The following is an 18,643-nucleotide window of genomic DNA, read 5'->3' as shown; positions in this document are numbered from 1 at the left end:
ATAGCAAAAGTCTCCCATCCGTGGGAGACGTTTTTGGCCAGTTCGTGATACCGGTTCATGAAAATTTTTCGCTATTTCAGCGGATGCATTAATCCTCTAATTTACAGGTATTACACGGTAAGTTATTTCCTATCAGATAACGATAGATGGCCGCGCCGAGGCAGGCGCCGATCAGCGGCGCAATAATCGGCACAATAAAGTACGGAATATCCCTTCCGCCGGTCATCGCGATATCGCCCCAGCCCGCCATCCACGTAAACAGCTTCGGCCCAAAATCACGCGCCGGATTCATCGCAAAGCCGGTCAGCGGCCCGGTTGACGCGCCAATCACCGCCACCAGCAGGCCAATCAGCAGCGGGGCCAGCGGCCCTTTCGGCACGCCGTTGCCGTCGTCGGTCAGCGCCATAATCATCCCCATCAGCATGGAGGTGATCACCACTTCGACCAGCGCCGCATGCCAGATGCTCAGCGACGCCGCCGGGTAGGTGCTGAAAATACTCGCCAGCTGCAGGCTCTCAACGCTGCCGCGAGCGATATGGTGGGCGGATTCAAACTCGGTAAACATAGTGCTGTACAGCACATAGGCCAGCACCGCGCCGCCGAAGGCGCCCGCGACCTGGGAGACAATATAGGGGAAGACTTTGCGCCCAGGAAAACAGGCAAATAGCCATAACGCAACGGTCACCGCCGGGTTGAGATGGCCGCCGGATATTCCCGACGTCAGATAGACGGCAAGCGAGATCCCCAGACCCCAGATAATGCATATCTCCCACAGTCCGAGGCTGGCTCCCGCCACCTTTAACGCGCTCAGGCAGCCGATGCCGAAAAACAAAAACAGCCCGGTGCCCAGAAACTCGGCGGTACATTGCGCTTTTAACGAATCATTCATGGTGACACCTTCTTAGCAGAGTTCGTGTCCTGACCAGCCAACCTCCTGCTGGCAGTAGAGTACAACGGGCCCACTATATGAACTCCGCTCCGCAAATTGTTGGCAACCTGCTGACGGCGGCCCCGGAAAATTCGGGCATCAATAACAAATTATTGTCATTGAATAACTCAGAATAGCATTGCTCACGCGCGGATTTCGCAATTACGCCATCGCCATGACATGCAAAAATATTGCTAAAACCAACTCATCGTTTTCCAACAAACATCACAAATCAGTTTTTCTCGCATAGCAGATAAAATTAAATTCGTCATGAACAAATTTGTAAATATGGAATATACAAAACAAGATAATCACATAAAAACAAATAAAAATAACACTTAAAATCAATAGATTAAATTTAAATGTGGCAATTTTATATTATTCAATACCCACTATTTTTTCACCATCAAATTCAAGTCAGCCATTCTTTTTCCTCGCATCTTCTTATAGTCCCAACTATCGGAACACTCCATGCGAGGTCTTTATGCAACAAGAAGCACTAGGAATGGTAGAAACCAAAGGCTTAACCGCAGCCATAGAGGCCGCTGATGCAATGGTTAAGTCAGCCAATGTGATGTTAGTGGGCTACGAAAAGATTGGCTCCGGACTGGTGACCGTCATCGTACGCGGCGACGTTGGCGCGGTAAAAGCGGCCACCGATGCGGGAGCCGCCGCCGCACGTAACGTGGGTGAAGTGAAAGCCGTACACGTCATCCCACGCCCCCACACCGATGTAGAAAAAATCTTACCGAAGGGAATTAGCCAATGAGCAGCAATGAGCTGGTGGAACAGATCATGGCTCAGGTGATTGCCCGCGTGGCAACGCCGGAACAGCAGGCCATCCCTACTGAAAACCATCCAATACGAGAGACGGCTATGGCAGAAAAAAGCTGCAGTTTAACGGAATTTGTCGGGACCGCCATTGGCGACACCCTGGGTCTGGTTATCGCCAACGTCGATACCGCCCTGCTGGATGCGATGAAGCTTGAAAAGCGCTATCGCTCCATCGGCATTCTCGGCGCCCGCACCGGCGCTGGCCCGCACATTATGGCGGCGGACGAAGCGGTGAAAGCCACCAATACCGAAGTGGTCAGCATTGAGCTGCCGCGCGATACCAAAGGCGGAGCGGGCCACGGTTCGCTGATTATTTTGGGCGGTAACGACGTTTCCGACGTTAAGCGCGGTATCGAAGTCGCGCTGAAAGAGCTCGACCGCACCTTTGGCGATGTTTACGGCAACGAAGCCGGGCATATCGAGCTGCAGTACACCGCTCGCGCCAGCTACGCGCTGGAAAAAGCCTTCGGCGCGCCGATTGGCCGGGCCTGCGGCATCATCGTCGGCGCACCGGCCTCCGTGGGCGTGCTGATGGCCGATACCGCCCTGAAGTCAGCCAACGTGGAAGTCGTGGCCTATAGCTCTCCGGCGCACGGCACCAGCTTCAGTAACGAAGCCATTCTGGTGATTTCCGGCGACTCCGGCGCGGTCCGCCAGGCGGTCACCTCCGCGCGCGAAATCGGCAAAACCGTCCTTGCGACCCTCGGTGCTGAACCGAAAAACGATCGCCCGTCCTACATCTGATACCCACGAGGCTGATTCATGAGATCGAAAAGATTTGAAGCACTGGCGAAACGCCCTGTGAATCAGGACGGCTTCGTTAAGGAGTGGATCGAAGAAGGCTTTATCGCGATGGAAAGCCCGAACGACCCGAAACCGTCGATTAAAATCGTTAACGGCGCGGTGACCGAGCTGGACGGGAAACCGGTAAGCGATTTTGACCTGATCGACCACTTTATCGCCCGCTACGGTATCAACCTGAACCGCGCCGAAGAAGTGATGGCGATGGATTCGGTCAAGCTGGCCAACATGCTGTGCGATCCGAACGTTAAACGCAGCGAAATCGTCCCGCTGACCACCGCGATGACGCCGGCGAAAATTGTCGAAGTGGTTTCGCATATGAACGTCGTCGAGATGATGATGGCGATGCAGAAAATGCGCGCCCGCCGCACCCCGTCCCAGCAGGCGCACGTCACCAACGTCAAAGATAACCCGGTACAGATTGCCGCCGACGCCGCCGAAGGGGCATGGCGCGGATTTGACGAACAGGAAACCACCGTTGCGGTAGCGCGCTATGCGCCGTTCAACGCCATCGCGCTGCTGGTGGGCTCGCAGGTAGGCCGTCCGGGCGTGCTGACGCAGTGCTCGCTGGAAGAAGCCACCGAGCTGAAGCTCGGCATGCTGGGCCACACCTGCTACGCCGAAACCATCTCCGTCTACGGCACCGAGCCGGTCTTTACCGACGGCGACGACACGCCGTGGTCGAAGGGCTTCCTCGCCTCGTCCTACGCCTCTCGCGGGCTGAAAATGCGCTTTACCTCCGGCTCCGGCTCGGAAGTGCAGATGGGCTACGCCGAAGGCAAATCCATGCTTTATCTGGAAGCGCGCTGCATCTACATCACCAAAGCCGCGGGCGTACAGGGTCTGCAAAACGGTTCCGTCAGCTGCATCGGCGTGCCGTCTGCGGTGCCTTCCGGCATTCGCGCGGTGCTGGCGGAAAACCTGATCTGTTCGTCGCTGGATCTGGAGTGCGCCTCCAGCAACGACCAGACCTTCACCCACTCCGATATGCGTCGTACCGCGCGCCTGCTGATGCAGTTCCTGCCGGGCACCGACTTTATCTCCTCCGGTTATTCCGCGGTGCCGAACTACGACAACATGTTCGCCGGCTCCAACGAAGATGCCGAAGACTTTGACGACTACAACGTCATCCAGCGCGACCTGAAGGTGGACGGCGGTTTGCGTCCGGTTCGCGAAGAGGACGTCATCGCCATCCGTAACAAAGCCGCCCGCGCGCTGCAGGCCGTGTTTGCCGGAATGGGGCTGCCGCCGATTACCGATGAAGAAGTTGAAGCCGCGACATACGCCCACGGTTCGAAAGATATGCCGGAGCGCAACATCGTCGAAGACATCAAGTTCGCCCAGGAAATCATCAATAAAAACCGCAACGGTCTGGAAGTGGTGAAAGCGCTGGCGCAGGGCGGATTCACCGACGTGGCCCAGGACATGCTCAACATCCAGAAAGCCAAGCTGACCGGGGACTACCTGCATACCTCCGCGATTATCGTCGGCGACGGGCAGGTGCTGTCGGCCGTCAACGACGTCAACGACTATGCCGGTCCGGCAACGGGCTATCGCCTGCAGGGCGAACGCTGGGAAGAGATTAAAAACATCCCTGGCGCTCTTGATCCCAACGAGATTGATTAAGGGGTGAGAAATGGAAATTAATGAAAAATTGCTGCGCCAGATAATAGAAGACGTGCTCAGCGAGATGAAGGGCAGCGATAAACCGGTCTCGTTTAATGCGCCGGCGGCCTCCGCGGCGCCCCAGGCCACGCCGCCCGCCGGCGACGGCTTCCTGACGGAAGTGGGCGAAGCGCGTCAGGGCACCCAGCAGGACGAAGTGATTATCGCCGTCGGCCCGGCTTTCGGCCTGGCGCAGACCGTCAATATCGTCGGCATCCCGCATAAGAGCATTTTGCGCGAAGTCATTGCCGGTATTGAAGAAGAAGGCATTAAGGCGCGCGTGATTCGCTGCTTTAAATCCTCCGACGTGGCCTTCGTCGCCGTTGAAGGCAATCGCCTGAGCGGCTCCGGCATCTCTATCGGCATCCAGTCGAAAGGCACCACGGTGATCCACCAGCAGGGGCTGCCGCCGCTCTCTAACCTGGAGCTGTTCCCGCAGGCGCCGCTGCTGACCCTGGAAACCTATCGCCAGATCGGCAAAAACGCCGCCCGCTATGCGAAACGAGAATCGCCGCAGCCGGTCCCGACGCTGAATGACCAGATGGCGCGGCCGAAGTACCAGGCGAAATCGGCCATTTTGCACATTAAAGAGACCAAGTACGTGGTGACGGGCAAAAACCCGCAGGAACTGCGCGTGGCGCTTTGATAAAGGATAACTCCATGAATACCGACGCAATTGAATCGATGGTACGCGACGTTTTGAGCCGCATGAACAGCCTGCAGGGCGAGGCGCCTGCGGCGGCTCCGGCGGCTGGCGGCGCGTCCCGTAGCGCCAGGGTCAGCGACTACCCGCTGGCGAACAAGCACCCGGAATGGGTGAAAACCGCCACCAATAAAACGCTGGACGACTTTACGCTGGAAAACGTGCTGAGCAATAAAGTCACCGCCCAGGATATGCGTATTACCCCGGAAACCCTGCGCTTACAGGCCTCTATTGCCAAAGACGCGGGCCGCGACCGGCTGGCGATGAACTTCGAGCGCGCCGCCGAGCTGACCGCGGTACCGGACGATCGCATTCTTGAAATCTACAACGCCCTCCGCCCCTATCGCTCGACGAAAGAGGAGCTGCTGGCGATCGCCGACGATCTCGAAAGCCGCTATCAGGCGAAGATTTGCGCCGCTTTCGTTCGCGAAGCGGCCACGCTGTACGTCGAGCGTAAAAAACTCAAAGGCGACGATTAACTTCTCTAAGTAATTCGAGATGCATTGAGGCGGCAAGTGAGTGACAAATTCGTCTGGAACGAATTTGAACAGCCATAGGCTGGCTTTAGTGAGGGACAGGGATGTCCCTCATAACCCCGATGAGCTTACTGTAGTAAGTGATTCGGGTGAAAGAACGCAGCCAACAAAAAGGCAGTTTGAAGTACGACGAGAAAAGGGGCATGTGATGCGATATATAGCTGGCATTGATATCGGCAACTCATCGACGGAAGTCGCCCTGGCGACCCTGGATGAGGCTGGCACGCTGACGATAACCCACAGCGCGCTGGCGGAAACCACCGGAATCAAAGGCACGTTGCGTAACGTGTTCGGGATTCAGGAGGCGCTCGCCCTCGTCGCCAGAGGCGCCGGGATCGCCGTCAGCGATATTTCGCTCATCCGCATCAACGAAGCGACGCCGGTGATTGGCGATGTGGCGATGGAAACCATTACCGAAACCATCATCACCGAATCGACCATGATCGGCCATAACCCGAAAACGCCCGGCGGCGCGGGGCTTGGCACAGGCATCACCATTACGCCGCAGGAGCTGCTAACCCGCCCGGCGGACGCGCCCTATATCCTGGTGGTGTCGTCGGCGTTCGATTTTGCCGATATCGCCAGCGTGATTAACGCTTCCCTGCGCGCCGGGTATCAGATTACCGGCGTCATTTTGCAGCGCGACGATGGCGTACTGGTCAGCAACCGGCTGGAAAAACCGCTGCCGATCGTTGACGAAGTGCTGTACATCGACCGCATTCCGCTGGGGATGCTGGCGGCGATTGAGGTCGCCGTGCCGGGGAAGGTCATCGAAACCCTCTCTAACCCTTACGGCATCGCCACCGTATTTAACCTCAGCCCCGAGGAGACGAAGAACATCGTCCCGATGGCCCGGGCGCTGATTGGCAACCGTTCCGCCGTGGTGGTCAAAACGCCATCCGGCGACGTCAAAGCGCGCGCGATACCCGCCGGTAATCTTGAGCTGCTGGCCCAGGGACGTAGCGTGCGCGTGGATGTGGCCGCCGGCGCCGAGGCCATCATGAAAGCGGTCGACGGCTGCGGCAGGCTCGATAACGTCACCGGCGAATCCGGCACCAATATCGGCGGCATGCTGGAACACGTGCGCCAGACCATGGCCGAGCTGACCAACAAACCCAGCAGCGAAATATTTATTCAGGACCTGCTGGCCGTTGATACCTCGGTACCGGTGAGCGTTACCGGCGGTCTGGCCGGGGAGTTCTCGCTGGAGCAGGCCGTCGGCATCGCCTCGATGGTGAAATCGGATCGCCTGCAGATGGCAATGATCGCCCGCGAAATCGAGCAGAAGCTCAATATCGACGTGCAGATTGGCGGCGCCGAGGCCGAAGCCGCCATCCTGGGGGCGCTGACCACGCCGGGCACCACCCGACCGCTGGCGATCCTCGACCTCGGCGCGGGCTCCACCGATGCCTCCATCATCAACCCCAAAGGCGACATCATCGCCACCCACCTCGCCGGCGCAGGCGACATGGTGACGATGATTATTGCCCGCGAGCTGGGGCTGGAAGACCGCTATCTGGCGGAAGAGATCAAGAAGTACCCGCTGGCCAAGGTGGAAAGCCTGTTCCATTTACGCCACGAGGACGGCAGCGTGCAGTTCTTCTCCACGCCGCTGCCGCCCGCCGTGTTCGCCCGCGTCTGCGTGGTGAAAGCGGACGAACTGGTGCCGCTGCCCGGCGATTTAGCGCTGGAAAAAGTGCGCGCCATTCGCCGCAGCGCCAAAGAGCGGGTCTTTGTCACCAACGCCCTGCGCGCGCTGCGTCAGGTCAGCCCCACCGGCAACATTCGCGATATTCCGTTCGTGGTGCTGGTCGGCGGTTCGTCGCTGGATTTCGAAGTCCCGCAGCTGGTCACCGATGCGCTGGCGCACTACCGCCTGGTTGCCGGACGGGGAAATATTCGCGGCAGCGAGGGCCCCCGAAACGCGGTGGCCACCGGCCTGATTCTCTCCTGGCATAAGGAGTTTGCGCATGAACGGTAATCACAGCGCCCCGGCCATCGCGATCGCCGTCATCGACGGCTGCGACGGCATGTGGCGCGAAGTGTTGCTGGGTATCGAAGAGGAAGGTATCCCTTTCCGGCTCCAGCATCACCCGGCCGGAGAGGTCGTGGACAGCGCCTGGCAGGCGGCGCGCAGCTCGCCGCTGCTGGTGGGCATCGCCTGCGACCGCCATACGCTGGTCGTGCACTACAAGAATTTACCCGCATCGGCGCCGCTTTTTACGCTGATGCATCATCAGGACAGTCAGGCCCAACGTAACACCGGTAATAACGCGGCACGGCTGGTCAAAGGGATCCCTTTCCGGGATCTGAATAGCGAAGCAACAGGAGAACAGCAGGATGAATAACGCACTGGGACTGGTTGAAACAAAAGGGTTAGTGGGCGCCATTGAGGCCGCCGATGCGATGGTGAAATCCGCCAACGTGCAGCTGGTCGGCTACGAAAAAATTGGCTCGGGCCTCGTCACCGTGATGGTGCGCGGCGACGTCGGCGCGGTCAAAGCGGCGGTAGACGCGGGCAGCGCGGCGGCGAGCGCGGTGGGCGAGGTGAAATCCTGCCACGTGATCCCGCGTCCGCACAGCGACGTTGAGGCCATTTTACCGAAATCAGCCTGATTGATGGCGAATAAGGAGCACCGCGTGAAGCAATCACTGGGATTACTTGAAGTTTGTGGTCTGGCACTGGCTATCAGCTGCGCCGATATCATGGCGAAATCCGCTTCTATCACGCTGGTCGCCCTCGAAAAGACCAATGGTTCAGGCTGGACGGTGATTAAAATTACCGGTGATGTGGCCTCCGTGCAGGCGGCCATCACCACCGGTGCACAGTTTGCCGAGCAGCGGAACGGCCTGGTGGCCCACAAAGTCATCGCCAGGCCCGGAGAAGGGATCCTGCGCGCGGAGGCTCCCCCGCCCTCCGTCATGCAACCTGAACCTGAAGCGTCAGGGACGGCTGATGTCGTTTCGCCAGCGCCAGCAGAAGAGCTTCCCCAGCAACACGGCGTGGTCAGCTGCAACCTGTGCCTCGATCCAAAATGTCCACGCCAGAAGGGTGAGCCGCGCTCGCTTTGCATTCATCCCGGCAAGCGAGGTGAAGCGTAATGGATAAACAGCTTCTGGAATCAACGGTCAGCAAAGTTCTCGACGAGATGCGGCTACGCCCCATCCCGCTGGGGGTTTCAAATCGTCATATCCACCTGTCGGCGCCAGATTACGAACGCCTGTTCCCCGGCCATCCCATCAGCGAGAAAAAGGCGCTGCTGCAGCCGGGACAGTACGCCGCGGAGCAAACCGTCACCCTGGTGGGGCCGAAGGGGCAGCTGAAAAATGTGCGCCTGCTCGGTCCGCTGCGCTCGGTAAGCCAGGTGGAAATCTCGCGTACCGATGCCCGAACCCTGGGGGTTGCGGCACCGCTGAGGATGTCCGGCGATCTGAAAGGGGCGCCGGGCATCCGCCTGGTCAGCCCTTTTGGCGAGCTGGAGCTGGCGTCAGGGGTTATCGTCGCGCAGCGGCATATTCATATGTCGCCGCTCGATGCGCTGATCCTGCGGGTCGCCCACGGCGACAGAGTTTCGGTGGCCATTGAAGGCGACGCGCGCGGGCTGATCTTCAACAACGTGGCGGTTCGCGTTTCGCCGGATATGCGCCTCGAAATGCACATCGATACCGATGAAGCCAACGCCGCCGGCGCCGATAACCCGCAGGTCTTTGCCCGGCTGGTAGGCCCGCGATGAACGGCGAAGTTCTGCAGCGCATCGTGGAGGAGATTGTCTCCCGGCTGCAGCGTCGCGCCCATAGCACGGCGACGCTGAGCGTGGCGCAATTGCGCGATGCCGACTGCCGGAGTCTGTTCTGCCAGCACGCGTCGCTGCGCATTCTGCTCGTCGACCTGCCCCTGCTGGGCCAGCTGACGGAGGCGGAAACCGACGATCCCGCGGCCCGCAACATTCACGACGCGCTGGCTTTTGGCCTCCGCGTACAGCTCACCCTGCACCGCCAGCTGCTGCCGGTTATCCCGGTTAAAAAACTGGCCCGCCTGCCGGTGTACTTCACCGACGAGCGCGGAGTGCCGCTGATCCTGCACGCGGGTTCGGTGCTGAGCTATCGCGACGTCGCGCCGCTGGGCCAGGGGCGCCTGGTTATCCACCGCAAATGCCTCGTGACCGCGCTGGCGCGCGACGCGGCGCAGGCGCGGAATATTGAACTCATTAAGCAGGAGTAAATCATGCATCTGGCACGAGTCACGGGCGCGGTTGTCTCCACGCAAAAATCGCCTTCCCTGGTCGGCAAAAAGCTGCTGCTGGTGCGGCGGGTCAGCGCCGATGGCGAGCTCCCCGCCTCGCCGACCTCCGGCGATGAAGTCGCCGTGGATTCCGTCGGCGCGGGGGTTGGCGAGCTGGTGCTGCTCAGCGGCGGCTCCAGCGCCAGGCACGTTTTTTCCGGGCCAAACGAGGCCATCGACCTCGCCGTTGTCGGCATTGTCGATACGCTTTCACGTTAAGGAGCGACTATGGCGATTTATACCCGAACGGGCGACGCTGGCACCACCTCGCTCTTTACCGGCCAGCGGGTGAGCAAAACCCACCCGCGGGTTGAAGCCTACGGCACGCTGGATGAGCTGAACGCCGCGCTGAGCCTGTGCGCCTGCGCCGCCGCGGATGAACACCACCGCGCCCTGCTCGAAGCTATCCAGCAGCAAATTTTCTGGTTTAGCGCAGAACTGGCCAGCGACAGCGAACGGCCGTCGCCGAAACAGCGCTACATCAGCAGCGAAGAGATTTCCGCTCTGGAAGCCGCTATCGATCGGGCCATGGCCCGCGTCGAACCGCTGCACAGCTTTATTTTACCCGGCCGCTGCGAAGCCGCGAGCCGCCTGCATTTTGCCCGCACGCTGGCCCGCCGGGCCGAACGCCGGCTGGTTGAGCTGGCGGCGGAAGTCAACGTGCGCCAGGTGCTGATGCGCTACATCAATCGCTTATCAGACTGCCTGTACGCCCTGGCGCGCGCGGAAGATAGCGATGCTCACCAGAACAACATCATCCGCGAAGTGAGCCGGCGCTATCTGGCCGCCAGCCAGCCGAGCCGCAGCAAGGAGACGACGCCCGTGGCCCTCTCATTCCACGATCTGCACCAGCTCACCCGCGCCGCCGTTGAGCGCGCGCAGCAGCTAAAGGTGCCGGTGGTGATCAGCATCGTTGACGCGCACGGCACCGAAACCGTGACCTGGCGGATGCCGGACGCTCTGCTGGTCAGCAGCGAGCTGGCGCCGAAAAAGGCCTGGACCGCGGTGGCGATGAAAACGGCGACCCATGAGCTGAGCGACGCCGTTCAGCCGGGCGCCGCGCTTTATGGCCTCGAAACGCACTTACAGGGAAAAGTGGTCACCTTTGGCGGCGGTTACACCCTGTGGCGCGACGGCTTATTAATCGGGGGTCTTGGCATCAGCGGCGGCAGCGTTGAGCAGGACATGGACATAGCACTGGCCGCCATCGCGGCCATTAACGTGGGAACTCATCAATGAATACTTCCGAACTCGAAACCCTTATTCGCACCATTCTTAGCGAACAGTTAACCCCGGGGCAAACGCCGGAGCAGCCGCAGGGCAAAGGGATTTTTCAGTCCGTCAGCGAGGCTATCGACGCCGCGCACCAGGCGTTCTTACGTTATCAGCAGTGCCCGCTGAAAACCCGCAGCGCCATCATCAGCGCAATGCGTCAGGAGCTGACGCCGCAGCTGGCCGCGCTGGCGGAAGAGAGCGCCAATGAAACGGGGATGGGCAACAAAGAAGATAAGCTACTGAAAAACAAGGCTGCGCTGGACAACACGCCGGGCGTGGAAGATCTCACCACCACCGCGCTGACCGGCGACGGCGGCATGGTGCTGTTTGAGTATTCGCCGTTTGGCGTTATCGGGTCGGTCGCGCCGAGCACCAACCCGACGGAAACCATCATCAACAACAGCATCAGCATGCTGGCTGCGGGCAACAGCGTCTATTTCAGCCCGCATCCGGGAGCAAAAAAGGTCTCTCTGAAGCTGATTAGCATGATTGAAGAGATTGCCTTCCGCTGCTGCGGCATCCGCAATCTGGTGGTCACCGTGGCGGAACCGACGTTTGAAGCCACCCAGCAGATGATGGCCCATCCGCGCATTGCGGTCCTCGCTATTACCGGCGGCCCCGGCATTGTGGCGATGGGCATGAAGAGTGGTAAGAAAGTGATCGGCGCCGGCGCGGGCAATCCGCCCTGCATCGTCGATGAAACGGCGGATCTGGTCAAAGCGGCGGAAGATATCATCAACGGCGCCTCGTTCGATTACAACCTGCCCTGCATTGCCGAGAAGAGCCTGATTGTGGTGGAGAGCGTCGCCGAACGTCTGGTGCAGCAAATGCAAACCTTCGGCGCGCTGCTGCTGAGCCCTGCCGATACCGATAAACTCCGCGCCGCCTGCCTGCCTGAAGGCCAGGCGAATAAAAAACTGGTCGGCAAAAGCCCATCGGCCATGCTGGAAGCGGCCGGCATCGCCGTTCCGGCGAAAGCGCCGCGTCTGCTGATAGCGCTGGTTAACGCCGACGATCCGTGGGTCACCAGCGAGCAGCTGATGCCGATGCTGCCAGTGGTGAAAGTCAGCGATTTCGATAGCGCGCTGGCGCTGGCGCTGAAGGTTGAAGAGGGGCTGCATCATACCGCCATTATGCACTCGCAGAACGTGTCGCGCCTGAACCTCGCGGCCCGCACTCTGCAAACCTCGATATTCGTCAAGAACGGCCCCTCTTATGCCGGGATTGGCGTCGGCGGCGAAGGCTTTACCACCTTTACTATCGCCACGCCGACCGGTGAAGGGACAACCTCGGCGCGCACCTTTGCCCGCTCCCGTCGCTGCGTGCTGACCAACGGCTTTTCCATTCGCTAACCGAGGTCGCGATGAAGACTTTCTCACTACAAACGCGGTTGTACAGCGGTCAGGGTAGCCTGGCGGTGCTCAGGCGCTTTACCCACAAGCACATCTGGATCATCTGCGATGGCTTTCTTGCGCGCTCGCCGCTGCTGGAAACCCTGCGTCAGGCGTTGCCCGCAGATAACCGCATCAGCGTCTTTAGCGAGATAACCCCGGACCCCACTATCCATACCGTGGTGCAGGGCATTGCGCAAATGCAGGCCCTGCAGCCGCAGGTGGTCATCGGCTTCGGCGGCGGCTCGGCGATGGACGCGGCGAAAGCCATCGTCTGGTTTAGCCAGCAGAGCGGCATCAATATCGAAACCTGCGTGGCGATACCAACCACCAGCGGTACCGGTTCGGAAGTGACCAGCGCCTGCGTGATTAGCGACCCGGATAAAGGCATCAAGTATCCGCTGTTCGACAATGCGCTCTATCCCGATATGGCGATCCTTGACCCGGATCTGGTGGTCAGCGTGCCGCCGCAGATTACGGCCAACACCGGCATGGACGTGCTGACCCACGCGCTGGAGGCGTGGGTCTCTCCGCACGCCAGCGACTTTACCGACGCGCTGGCGGAAAAAGCCGCCAGGCTGGTGTTTCAGTATCTGCCCACGGCGGTGGAAAAAGGCGACTGCGTGGCGACGCGCGGGAAAATGCACAATGCCTCAACGCTTGCCGGGATGGCGTTCAGCCAGGCGGGGCTGGGGCTTAATCACGCCATCGCCCACCAGCTTGGCGGGCAGTTTCATCTGCCGCACGGGCTGGCCAACGCGCTGCTGTTAACCGCGGTTATCCGCTTTAACGCCGGTCATCCGCGCGCCGCAAAACGCTACGCCCGGCTGGCCAAAGCCTGCGGCTTTTGTCCGGCAGACGCCAGCGATAGTACGGCGATCAATGCGCTGATCCAGCAAATCGAACGGCTCAAGCAGCGCTGCGCGCTGCCGTCACTGGCGGTCGCGCTGAAAGAGGGACGATCCCAGTACTCAGCGCGTATTCCGGCAATGGTGCAGGCCGCGCTGGCTGACGTGACGCTACGCACCAATCCTCGCCCGGCCAGCGCCGGGGAGATTCAGGAACTGCTGGAGGATCTGCTATGAGTACCGCCGTCAACGCTGCTGAAATGGCCTGGAGCGCCGAGGAGATCCGCGAGCGCGTGCGCGCGGCGGGCGTGGTCGGCGCGGGGGGCGCGGGGTTTCCCGCCCACGTGAAGCTGCAGGCGCAGGTAGAGATTTTTCTGGTGAACGCCGCCGAGTGCGAACCGATGCTCAAGGTCGACCAGCAGCTGATGTGGCAGCAGGCTGCGCGTCTTGTCCGCGGCGTGCAGTACGCGATGACGGCAACCGGCGCGCGCGAAGGGGTGATTGCCCTGAAAGAGAAGTACCGCCGGGCTATCGATGCGCTCACCCCGCTGCTGCCTGCCGGTATTCGCCTGCATATTCTGCCGGATGTCTATCCCGCAGGCGATGAGGTGCTGACTATCTGGCTGGCTACCGGTCGCCGGGTCGCGCCCGCCGCGCTGCCGGCCAGCGTCGGGGTCGTGGTGAATAACGTGCAAACGGTGCTCAATATTGCCCGCGCGGTTGAGCAGCAGTTTGCGGTGACCCGCCGTACGCTGACCGTTAACGGCGCGGTCGCACGACCGCTGACCGTCACCGTCCCCATCGGCATGTCGCTGCGCGAAGTGCTGGCGCTGGCGGGCGGCGCGACGGTCGACGACCCCGGTTTTATTAACGGCGGCCCGATGATGGGCGGCCTGATTACCTCCCTCGATAGCCCGGTAACCAAAACCACCGGCGGCCTGCTGGTGCTGCCGAAAAGCCATCCGCTTATCCAGCGGCGGATGCAGGACGAGCGCACGGTGCTTTCCGTGGCCCGTACCGTCTGCGAGCAGTGCCGACTGTGTACCGATCTCTGCCCGCGGCATCTGATCGGCCACGAACTCTCTCCGCACCTGCTGGTGCGGGCGGTGAACTTTCATCAGGCCGCTACGCCGCAGCTGCTGCTGAGCGCCCTCACCTGCTCGGAGTGCAACGTCTGCGAAAGCGTGGCCTGCCCGGTGGGGATCTCGCCGATGCGCATCAACCGCATGCTCAAACGCGAGCTGCGGGCGCAAAACCAGCGCTATGAAGGGCCGCTCTATCCGGCCGACGAAATGGCGAAATATCGCCTCGTGCCGGTGAAGCGGCTGATCGCCAAACTGGGGCTGAGCCCCTGGTATCAGGAGGCGCCGCTGGTGGAGGACGAACCGGCAGTAGAAACCGTGACGTTGCCGCTGCGCCAGCATATCGGCGCCAGCGCGGTAGCGAACGTTGCGGTGGGAGAGCGCGTTACGCGCGGGCAATGCGTTGCCGATATCCCGGCAGGCGCATTAGGCGCGCCGATTCACGCCAGCATCGACGGCGTGGTTGCGGCCATCAGCGAACAGGCCATCACGGTGGTAAGAGGTTAACCATGTCTCAGGCTATAGGAATTTTAGAACTCACCAGCATTGCCAAAGGAATGGAACTCGGCGATGCAATGCTGAAAAGCGCCAACGTCAATCTGCTGGTCAGCAAGACTATCTGCCCGGGTAAGTTTTTACTGATGCTCGGCGGGGATATCGGCGCTATCCAGCAGGCTATTGAAACCGGTGCCTCGCAGGCCGGCGAAATGCTCGTCGACAGCCTGGTGCTGGCGAATATTCACCCCAGCGTCCTTCCGGCCATCAGCGGCCTGAACAGCGTGGACAAGCGCCAGGCGGTCGGCATCGTTGAAACCTGGAGCGTTGCGGCCTGCATCAGCGCCGCCGATCGGGCGGTGAAAGCCTCCAACGTCACGCTGGTGCGGGTGCATATGGCCTTCGGCATCGGCGGTAAATGCTACATGGTGGTGGCGGGCGACGTTTCCGACGTCAACAACGCGGTTACGGTAGCCAGCGAAAGCGCGGGCGAAAAAGGGCTGCTGGTCTACCGTTCGGTGATCCCGCGCCCGCATGAAGCCATGTGGCGACAGATGGTGGAGGGATAATGGAAAGACAGCCGACCACGGATCGTATGATTCAGGAATACGTTCCCGGGAAACAGGTGACCCTCGCGCACCTGATTGCCAACCCCGGGAAAGATCTCTTTAAGAAGCTCGGCCTGCAGGATGCGGTTTCCGCCATCGGCATCCTCACCATTACGCCCAGCGAGGCGTCGATTATCGCCTGCGATATCGCCACCAAATCCGGCGCGGTGGAGATCGGTTTTCTTGACCGCTTTACCGGCGCCGTGGTGCTGACCGGCGACGTTTCCGCCGTCGAGTACGCCCTCAAGCAGGTGACGCGCACCCTGGGCGAGATGATGCAGTTTACTACCTGCTCAATAACCCGGACGTAGCGCGATGAAACGTCTGATGTTTATCGGCCCCAGCCAGTGCGGCAAAACCTCGCTGACCCAGGGCCTGCGCGGCGAAGCGCTCCATTACAAGAAAACCCAGGCGATTGAATGGTCGCCGATGGCCATCGACACGCCGGGCGAATATCTGGAGAACCGCTGCCTTTATAGCGCTCTGCTGACCAGCGCCTGCGAGGCCGACGTTATCGCTCTGGTGCTGAACGCCGACGCCCAGTGGTCGCCGTTTTCTCCGGGTTTTACCGCCCCGATGAACCGCCCGACGATTGGCCTGGTCACCAAAGCCGACCTGGCCGACCCGCAGCGGTTATCGCTCATTGAGGAGTGGCTCAGGCAGGCTGGGGCGCAGCAGATTTTTGTCACCAGCGCGCTGAATAATCTGGGTCTTGATGCCGTGCTGGATTTTCTGAATTCGAAGGAACCTCTATGTCTTACAAAATAATGGCCATTAATGCCGGCAGCTCATCGTTAAAATTCCAGCTGCTGGAGATGCCTCAGGGAGATATGCTCTGCCAGGGATTGATTGAACGTATCGGCATGGCAAACGCCCAGGTGACCCTCAAAACGCCGGCGCAGAAATGGCAGGAGACGGCGCCGATTGCCGATCATCGCGAAGCGGTCACCCTGCTGCTGGAAAAGCTCCTCGACCACCGGATTATCCAGAGTTTGCAGGATATTGACGGCGTCGGCCACCGCGTGGCGCACGGCGGAGAGCGCTTTAAAGATTCGACGCCGGTCACCGATGATACCTTAGCGGAAATCGAGCGCCTGGCGGAGCTGGCCCCGCTGCACAACCCGGTCAACGCGCTGGGCATTAACGTTTTCCGCCAGCTGCTGCCCGAAACGCCGTCGGTGGCGGTATTTGATACCGCTTTTCACCAGACGCTGGACGAGCGCGCCTTTATCTATCCGCTGCCGTGGCGCTACTACAGCGAGCTGGGCATTCGCCGCTACGGCTTCCACGGCACCAGCCATAAGTACGTCAGCGCGACGCTGGCGGAAAAGCTGGGCGTGCCGCTGAGCGCCCTGCGCGTGGTGAGCTGCCATCTCGGCAACGGCAGCAGCGTATGCGCAATCAAAGGCGGGCGCTCGGTTAATACCTCAATGGGCTTTACGCCGCAGTCCGGCGTGATGATGGGCACCCGCAGCGGCGATATCGATCCGTCGATTCTACCGTGGCTGGCGCTGCATAAGGGGCAAACGCCGGAGCAGCTTAATCAGTTGCTGAATAACGAGTCCGGCCTGCTGGGGGTTTCCGGCGTGTCGCACGATTATCGCGATGTCGAGCAGGCGGCGGACAGCGGCAATCGTCGGGCGGCCCTGGCGCTCTCGCTGTTTGCCGAGCGCATCCGCGCCACCATCGGCAGCTATATTATGCAGATGGGCGGCCTGGACGCGCTGATCTTTACCGGCGGCATCGGCGAAAACTCCGCCCGCGCCAGGAGCGCCATCTGCCATAACCTGAATTTCCTCGGGCTGTCGGTCGATGAAGAGAAAAACCAGCACAACGCCACTTTTATCCAGGCCGAGAATGCGATGGTTAAAGTGGCGGTCATCAATACCAATGAAGAGCTGATGATTGCCCGCGATGTGATGCGCCTGGCGCTTCCCGAAGCGCAGACATTAACCGTTTCAGCCTGAGCTCGCCGCCCGGCAAGTTGCGGTGAATCATGGTAATAGCGGGATCGGCATGACACTATGCGCTTAAAATTCTGAAACTTTACCCTAAATAATTCAAGTTACAGGACAAAGCACTTGTGCTTTGAACAGCGCTTGCGCTGGCCCCGTAGGGGCGAGGCCGCAGGCCGAGTAACGCGGCAAACGAGTGAGTCCCCAGGAGCTTACATAAGTAAGTGACTGGGGTGAATGAGAGCAGCCAACGCCCCTGTAGCTTGAAGTATAACGGGTAAAAAGGTGAATACGTGGCCGTAGCACAATGCCCCGCCTCCTGCGGTGAACTCATCCAGGGCTGGATCCTCGGCAGCGAGAAGCTGGTCTCCTGCCCCGTTGACTGGTACAGCACCGTCGAGGTGGACTACGGTTCGCCTCGCGCGGATGAACGTCCGCTGGCGCGGGCGATGGTCGACCGGCTGCTGAGCTACTGGCGCTATCCGGCGGAGCTCGGCAAAGAGATTCGGATCGATATTTGCTCCACGATTCCGGTCGCCAAGGGGATGGCCAGCAGCACCGCGGATATCGCCGCGACGGCGGTGGCCACCGCGCATCATCTCGGCCATCCGCTGGACGAGCCCACCCTCGCCCGACTCTGCGTCTCCCTGGAGCCCACCGACAGCACCCTGTTCCGCCAACTGACCCTGTTCGACCACAACACCGCCGCCACGCAGATTGCCTGCGGCAGCCAGCCGCAGCTCGATCTGCTGGTGCTGGAAAGCCCCGCCACGCTGCTGACCACCGATTACCACCGCCTTCCCCGGCTTGAAAAGCTGCACGCCCACTCCGCGTCTCTGCAACTAGCCTGGGAGAAAGTTCAGCTGGCCTGCGAGACGGATAATCCGCGGCGGATGGGAGAGGCCGCGACGCTCAGCGCCGTCGCCAGCCAGCATCTGCTGCCGAAGCCGGGGTTTGATACGCTGCGGGGGCTGGTGGAAGAGTGCGATTTATACGGTATTAACGTGGCGCACAGCGGCAGCGTGGTCGGCCTGATGCTCGACCGCCAGCGTCACGATATTGAGTATTTGCAGCGACGGCTGGGAGAGACGCGGCTTAGCGAGCTCTGGCCCCGGCAGCACCTGCTGCGCATGGTGCAGGGCGGCGTCGAGCTGCGCTAACGCTTCCGCAGCCATGCCCCGGGTTGCGGCGCTGCGCGCCTTACCCGGGCTACCGACCCGCAGACGGCTATGAATCCGTA

Annotated in this window: 22 protein-coding genes; 21 read left to right on the top strand and 1 reads right to left on the bottom strand. The window is 60.7% G+C overall.

Translation table 11 applies throughout. The features are described from left to right. Positions 1-88 precede the first annotated feature (88 nt). Positions 89-889 (bottom strand): propanediol diffusion facilitator PduF, encoded by an 801-nt coding sequence (gene pduF, locus ABLU96_RS14380; protein WP_004105118.1) that lies wholly within the window; start codon positions 887-889, stop codon positions 89-91. 523 nt (positions 890-1,412) lie between these two features. Here pduF and pduA point away from each other — a divergent pair. The 21 genes from pduA (at position 1,413) to ABLU96_RS14275 (ending at position 18,563) form a co-directional block, all read left to right on the top strand. Then, a complete protein-coding gene (gene pduA, locus ABLU96_RS14375; RefSeq protein WP_001183618.1) occupies positions 1,413-1,697 on the top strand; it encodes a propanediol utilization microcompartment protein PduA in 285 nt (94 codons plus the stop codon). Next, on the top strand, positions 1,694-2,506 hold the full coding sequence (gene pduB / locus ABLU96_RS14370) for a propanediol utilization microcompartment protein PduB (RefSeq protein ID WP_004205485.1): 813 nt from the start codon (positions 1,694-1,696) through the stop codon (positions 2,504-2,506). Before pduA ends, pduB begins: the two co-directional genes overlap by 4 nt. An 18-nt stretch (positions 2,507-2,524) precedes the next feature. Further along, the gene (pduC, locus tag ABLU96_RS14365) at positions 2,525-4,189 is read left to right on the top strand and encodes a propanediol dehydratase large subunit PduC (RefSeq protein WP_004105132.1); all 1,665 of its coding nucleotides are present in this window, start codon (positions 2,525-2,527) and stop codon (positions 4,187-4,189) included. A 10-nt stretch (positions 4,190-4,199) separates the two neighbouring features. After that, complete coding sequence (gene pduD / locus ABLU96_RS14360) at positions 4,200-4,874, top strand: propanediol dehydratase medium subunit PduD (RefSeq protein WP_004853784.1); 675 nt, start codon at positions 4,200-4,202, stop codon at positions 4,872-4,874. A 14-nt stretch (positions 4,875-4,888) separates the two neighbouring features. After that, positions 4,889-5,410, top strand: coding sequence for a propanediol dehydratase small subunit PduE (gene pduE / locus ABLU96_RS14355; protein WP_004133648.1), 522 nt, complete (start codon positions 4,889-4,891; stop codon positions 5,408-5,410). 205 nt (positions 5,411-5,615) lie between these two features. Next, positions 5,616-7,448, top strand: a complete 1,833-nt coding sequence (gene pduG / locus ABLU96_RS14350; protein WP_049103253.1) for a propanediol dehydratase reactivase alpha subunit PduG — start codon at positions 5,616-5,618, stop codon at positions 7,446-7,448. Then, the gene (gene pduH, locus ABLU96_RS14345) at positions 7,438-7,815 is read left to right on the top strand and encodes a propanediol dehydratase reactivase beta subunit PduH (RefSeq protein WP_049072005.1); all 378 of its coding nucleotides are present in this window, start codon (positions 7,438-7,440) and stop codon (positions 7,813-7,815) included. Before pduG ends, pduH begins: the two co-directional genes overlap by 11 nt. Then, positions 7,808-8,083 carry a propanediol utilization microcompartment protein PduJ gene (pduJ, locus tag ABLU96_RS14340; RefSeq protein ID WP_004853788.1) on the top strand — a complete coding sequence of 92 codons (276 nt, stop codon included), beginning with the start codon at positions 7,808-7,810 and terminating at the stop codon, positions 8,081-8,083. The genes pduH and pduJ overlap by 8 nt, the downstream gene beginning before the upstream one ends. Positions 8,084-8,086: 3 nt before the next feature. Then, positions 8,087-8,569, top strand: coding sequence for a BMC domain-containing protein (locus tag ABLU96_RS14335; protein WP_086073861.1), 483 nt, complete (start codon positions 8,087-8,089; stop codon positions 8,567-8,569). Further along, complete coding sequence (locus ABLU96_RS14330; protein WP_064404158.1) at positions 8,569-9,201, top strand: phosphate propanoyltransferase; 633 nt, start codon at positions 8,569-8,571, stop codon at positions 9,199-9,201. Before ABLU96_RS14335 ends, ABLU96_RS14330 begins: the two co-directional genes overlap by 1 nt. Continuing rightward, positions 9,198-9,689 carry a microcompartment protein PduM gene (gene pduM / locus ABLU96_RS14325; protein WP_064404161.1) on the top strand — a complete coding sequence of 164 codons (492 nt, stop codon included), beginning with the start codon at positions 9,198-9,200 and terminating at the stop codon, positions 9,687-9,689. Before ABLU96_RS14330 ends, pduM begins: the two co-directional genes overlap by 4 nt. A gap of 3 nt (positions 9,690-9,692) precedes the next feature. Then, positions 9,693-9,968, top strand: coding sequence for a propanediol utilization microcompartment protein PduN (pduN, locus tag ABLU96_RS14320; RefSeq protein ID WP_004133641.1), 276 nt, complete (start codon positions 9,693-9,695; stop codon positions 9,966-9,968). A 9-nt stretch (positions 9,969-9,977) separates the two neighbouring features. Next, positions 9,978-10,988 (top strand): two-domain cob(I)yrinic acid a,c-diamide adenosyltransferase PduO, encoded by a 1,011-nt coding sequence (gene pduO / locus ABLU96_RS14315; RefSeq protein ID WP_064404163.1) that lies wholly within the window; start codon positions 9,978-9,980, stop codon positions 10,986-10,988. Continuing rightward, positions 10,985-12,376, top strand: coding sequence for a CoA-acylating propionaldehyde dehydrogenase PduP (gene pduP, locus ABLU96_RS14310; RefSeq protein ID WP_025107425.1), 1,392 nt, complete (start codon positions 10,985-10,987; stop codon positions 12,374-12,376). The genes pduO and pduP overlap by 4 nt, the downstream gene beginning before the upstream one ends. An 11-nt stretch (positions 12,377-12,387) precedes the next feature. Next, entirely contained in the window at positions 12,388-13,500 is a 1,113-nt protein-coding gene (gene pduQ / locus ABLU96_RS14305) for a 1-propanol dehydrogenase PduQ (protein ID WP_025107424.1), read from the top strand. Next, a complete protein-coding gene (gene pduS, locus ABLU96_RS14300) occupies positions 13,497-14,852 on the top strand; it encodes a cobalamin reductase PduS (protein WP_025107423.1) in 1,356 nt (451 codons plus the stop codon). Before pduQ ends, pduS begins: the two co-directional genes overlap by 4 nt. Positions 14,853-14,854: 2 nt before the next feature. After that, positions 14,855-15,409: a propanediol utilization microcompartment protein PduT gene (pduT, locus tag ABLU96_RS14295; protein WP_014839414.1), complete on the top strand. Its 555-nt coding sequence runs from the start codon at positions 14,855-14,857 to the stop codon at positions 15,407-15,409. Beyond that, on the top strand, positions 15,409-15,759 hold the full coding sequence (gene pduU / locus ABLU96_RS14290) for a propanediol utilization microcompartment protein PduU (protein WP_000441103.1): 351 nt from the start codon (positions 15,409-15,411) through the stop codon (positions 15,757-15,759). The genes pduT and pduU overlap by 1 nt, the downstream gene beginning before the upstream one ends. A 4-nt stretch (positions 15,760-15,763) precedes the next feature. Further along, positions 15,764-16,216, top strand: coding sequence for a propanediol utilization protein PduV (gene pduV / locus ABLU96_RS14285; protein WP_004853831.1), 453 nt, complete (start codon positions 15,764-15,766; stop codon positions 16,214-16,216). Then, a complete protein-coding gene (locus ABLU96_RS14280; RefSeq protein WP_014839416.1) occupies positions 16,201-17,415 on the top strand; it encodes an acetate/propionate family kinase in 1,215 nt (404 codons plus the stop codon). The genes pduV and ABLU96_RS14280 overlap by 16 nt, the downstream gene beginning before the upstream one ends. A gap of 281 nt (positions 17,416-17,696) precedes the next feature. Then, on the top strand, positions 17,697-18,563 hold the full coding sequence (locus tag ABLU96_RS14275; protein ID WP_032751078.1) for an L-threonine kinase: 867 nt from the start codon (positions 17,697-17,699) through the stop codon (positions 18,561-18,563). Positions 18,564-18,643: the final 80 nt, after the last annotated feature.

The sequence above is a fragment of the Klebsiella sp. CN_Kp106 genome (assembly GCF_040064575.1).
Lineage (GTDB): Bacteria > Pseudomonadota > Gammaproteobacteria > Enterobacterales > Enterobacteriaceae > Klebsiella > Klebsiella michiganensis.
Note: the sequence above shows the minus strand (reverse complement) of the source record. Positions and strands in the feature narration are given on the sequence as shown.

Coding starts and splice junctions, on each gene's coding strand:
- pduF (WP_004105118.1), bottom strand. CDS start 889: ATGAATGATTCGTTAAAAGCGCAATGTACCGCCGAGTTTCTGGGCACC.
- pduA (WP_001183618.1), top strand. CDS start 1,413: ATGCAACAAGAAGCACTAGGAATGGTAGAAACCAAAGGCTTAACCGCA.
- pduB (WP_004205485.1), top strand. CDS start 1,694: ATGAGCAGCAATGAGCTGGTGGAACAGATCATGGCTCAGGTGATTGCC.
- pduC (WP_004105132.1), top strand. CDS start 2,525: ATGAGATCGAAAAGATTTGAAGCACTGGCGAAACGCCCTGTGAATCAG.
- pduD (WP_004853784.1), top strand. CDS start 4,200: ATGGAAATTAATGAAAAATTGCTGCGCCAGATAATAGAAGACGTGCTC.
- pduE (WP_004133648.1), top strand. CDS start 4,889: ATGAATACCGACGCAATTGAATCGATGGTACGCGACGTTTTGAGCCGC.
- pduG (WP_049103253.1), top strand. CDS start 5,616: ATGCGATATATAGCTGGCATTGATATCGGCAACTCATCGACGGAAGTC.
- pduH (WP_049072005.1), top strand. CDS start 7,438: ATGAACGGTAATCACAGCGCCCCGGCCATCGCGATCGCCGTCATCGAC.
- pduJ (WP_004853788.1), top strand. CDS start 7,808: ATGAATAACGCACTGGGACTGGTTGAAACAAAAGGGTTAGTGGGCGCC.
- ABLU96_RS14335 (WP_086073861.1), top strand. CDS start 8,087: ATGGCGAATAAGGAGCACCGCGTGAAGCAATCACTGGGATTACTTGAA.
- ABLU96_RS14330 (WP_064404158.1), top strand. CDS start 8,569: ATGGATAAACAGCTTCTGGAATCAACGGTCAGCAAAGTTCTCGACGAG.
- pduM (WP_064404161.1), top strand. CDS start 9,198: ATGAACGGCGAAGTTCTGCAGCGCATCGTGGAGGAGATTGTCTCCCGG.
- pduN (WP_004133641.1), top strand. CDS start 9,693: ATGCATCTGGCACGAGTCACGGGCGCGGTTGTCTCCACGCAAAAATCG.
- pduO (WP_064404163.1), top strand. CDS start 9,978: ATGGCGATTTATACCCGAACGGGCGACGCTGGCACCACCTCGCTCTTT.
- pduP (WP_025107425.1), top strand. CDS start 10,985: ATGAATACTTCCGAACTCGAAACCCTTATTCGCACCATTCTTAGCGAA.
- pduQ (WP_025107424.1), top strand. CDS start 12,388: ATGAAGACTTTCTCACTACAAACGCGGTTGTACAGCGGTCAGGGTAGC.
- pduS (WP_025107423.1), top strand. CDS start 13,497: ATGAGTACCGCCGTCAACGCTGCTGAAATGGCCTGGAGCGCCGAGGAG.
- pduT (WP_014839414.1), top strand. CDS start 14,855: ATGTCTCAGGCTATAGGAATTTTAGAACTCACCAGCATTGCCAAAGGA.
- pduU (WP_000441103.1), top strand. CDS start 15,409: ATGGAAAGACAGCCGACCACGGATCGTATGATTCAGGAATACGTTCCC.
- pduV (WP_004853831.1), top strand. CDS start 15,764: ATGAAACGTCTGATGTTTATCGGCCCCAGCCAGTGCGGCAAAACCTCG.
- ABLU96_RS14280 (WP_014839416.1), top strand. CDS start 16,201: ATGTCTTACAAAATAATGGCCATTAATGCCGGCAGCTCATCGTTAAAA.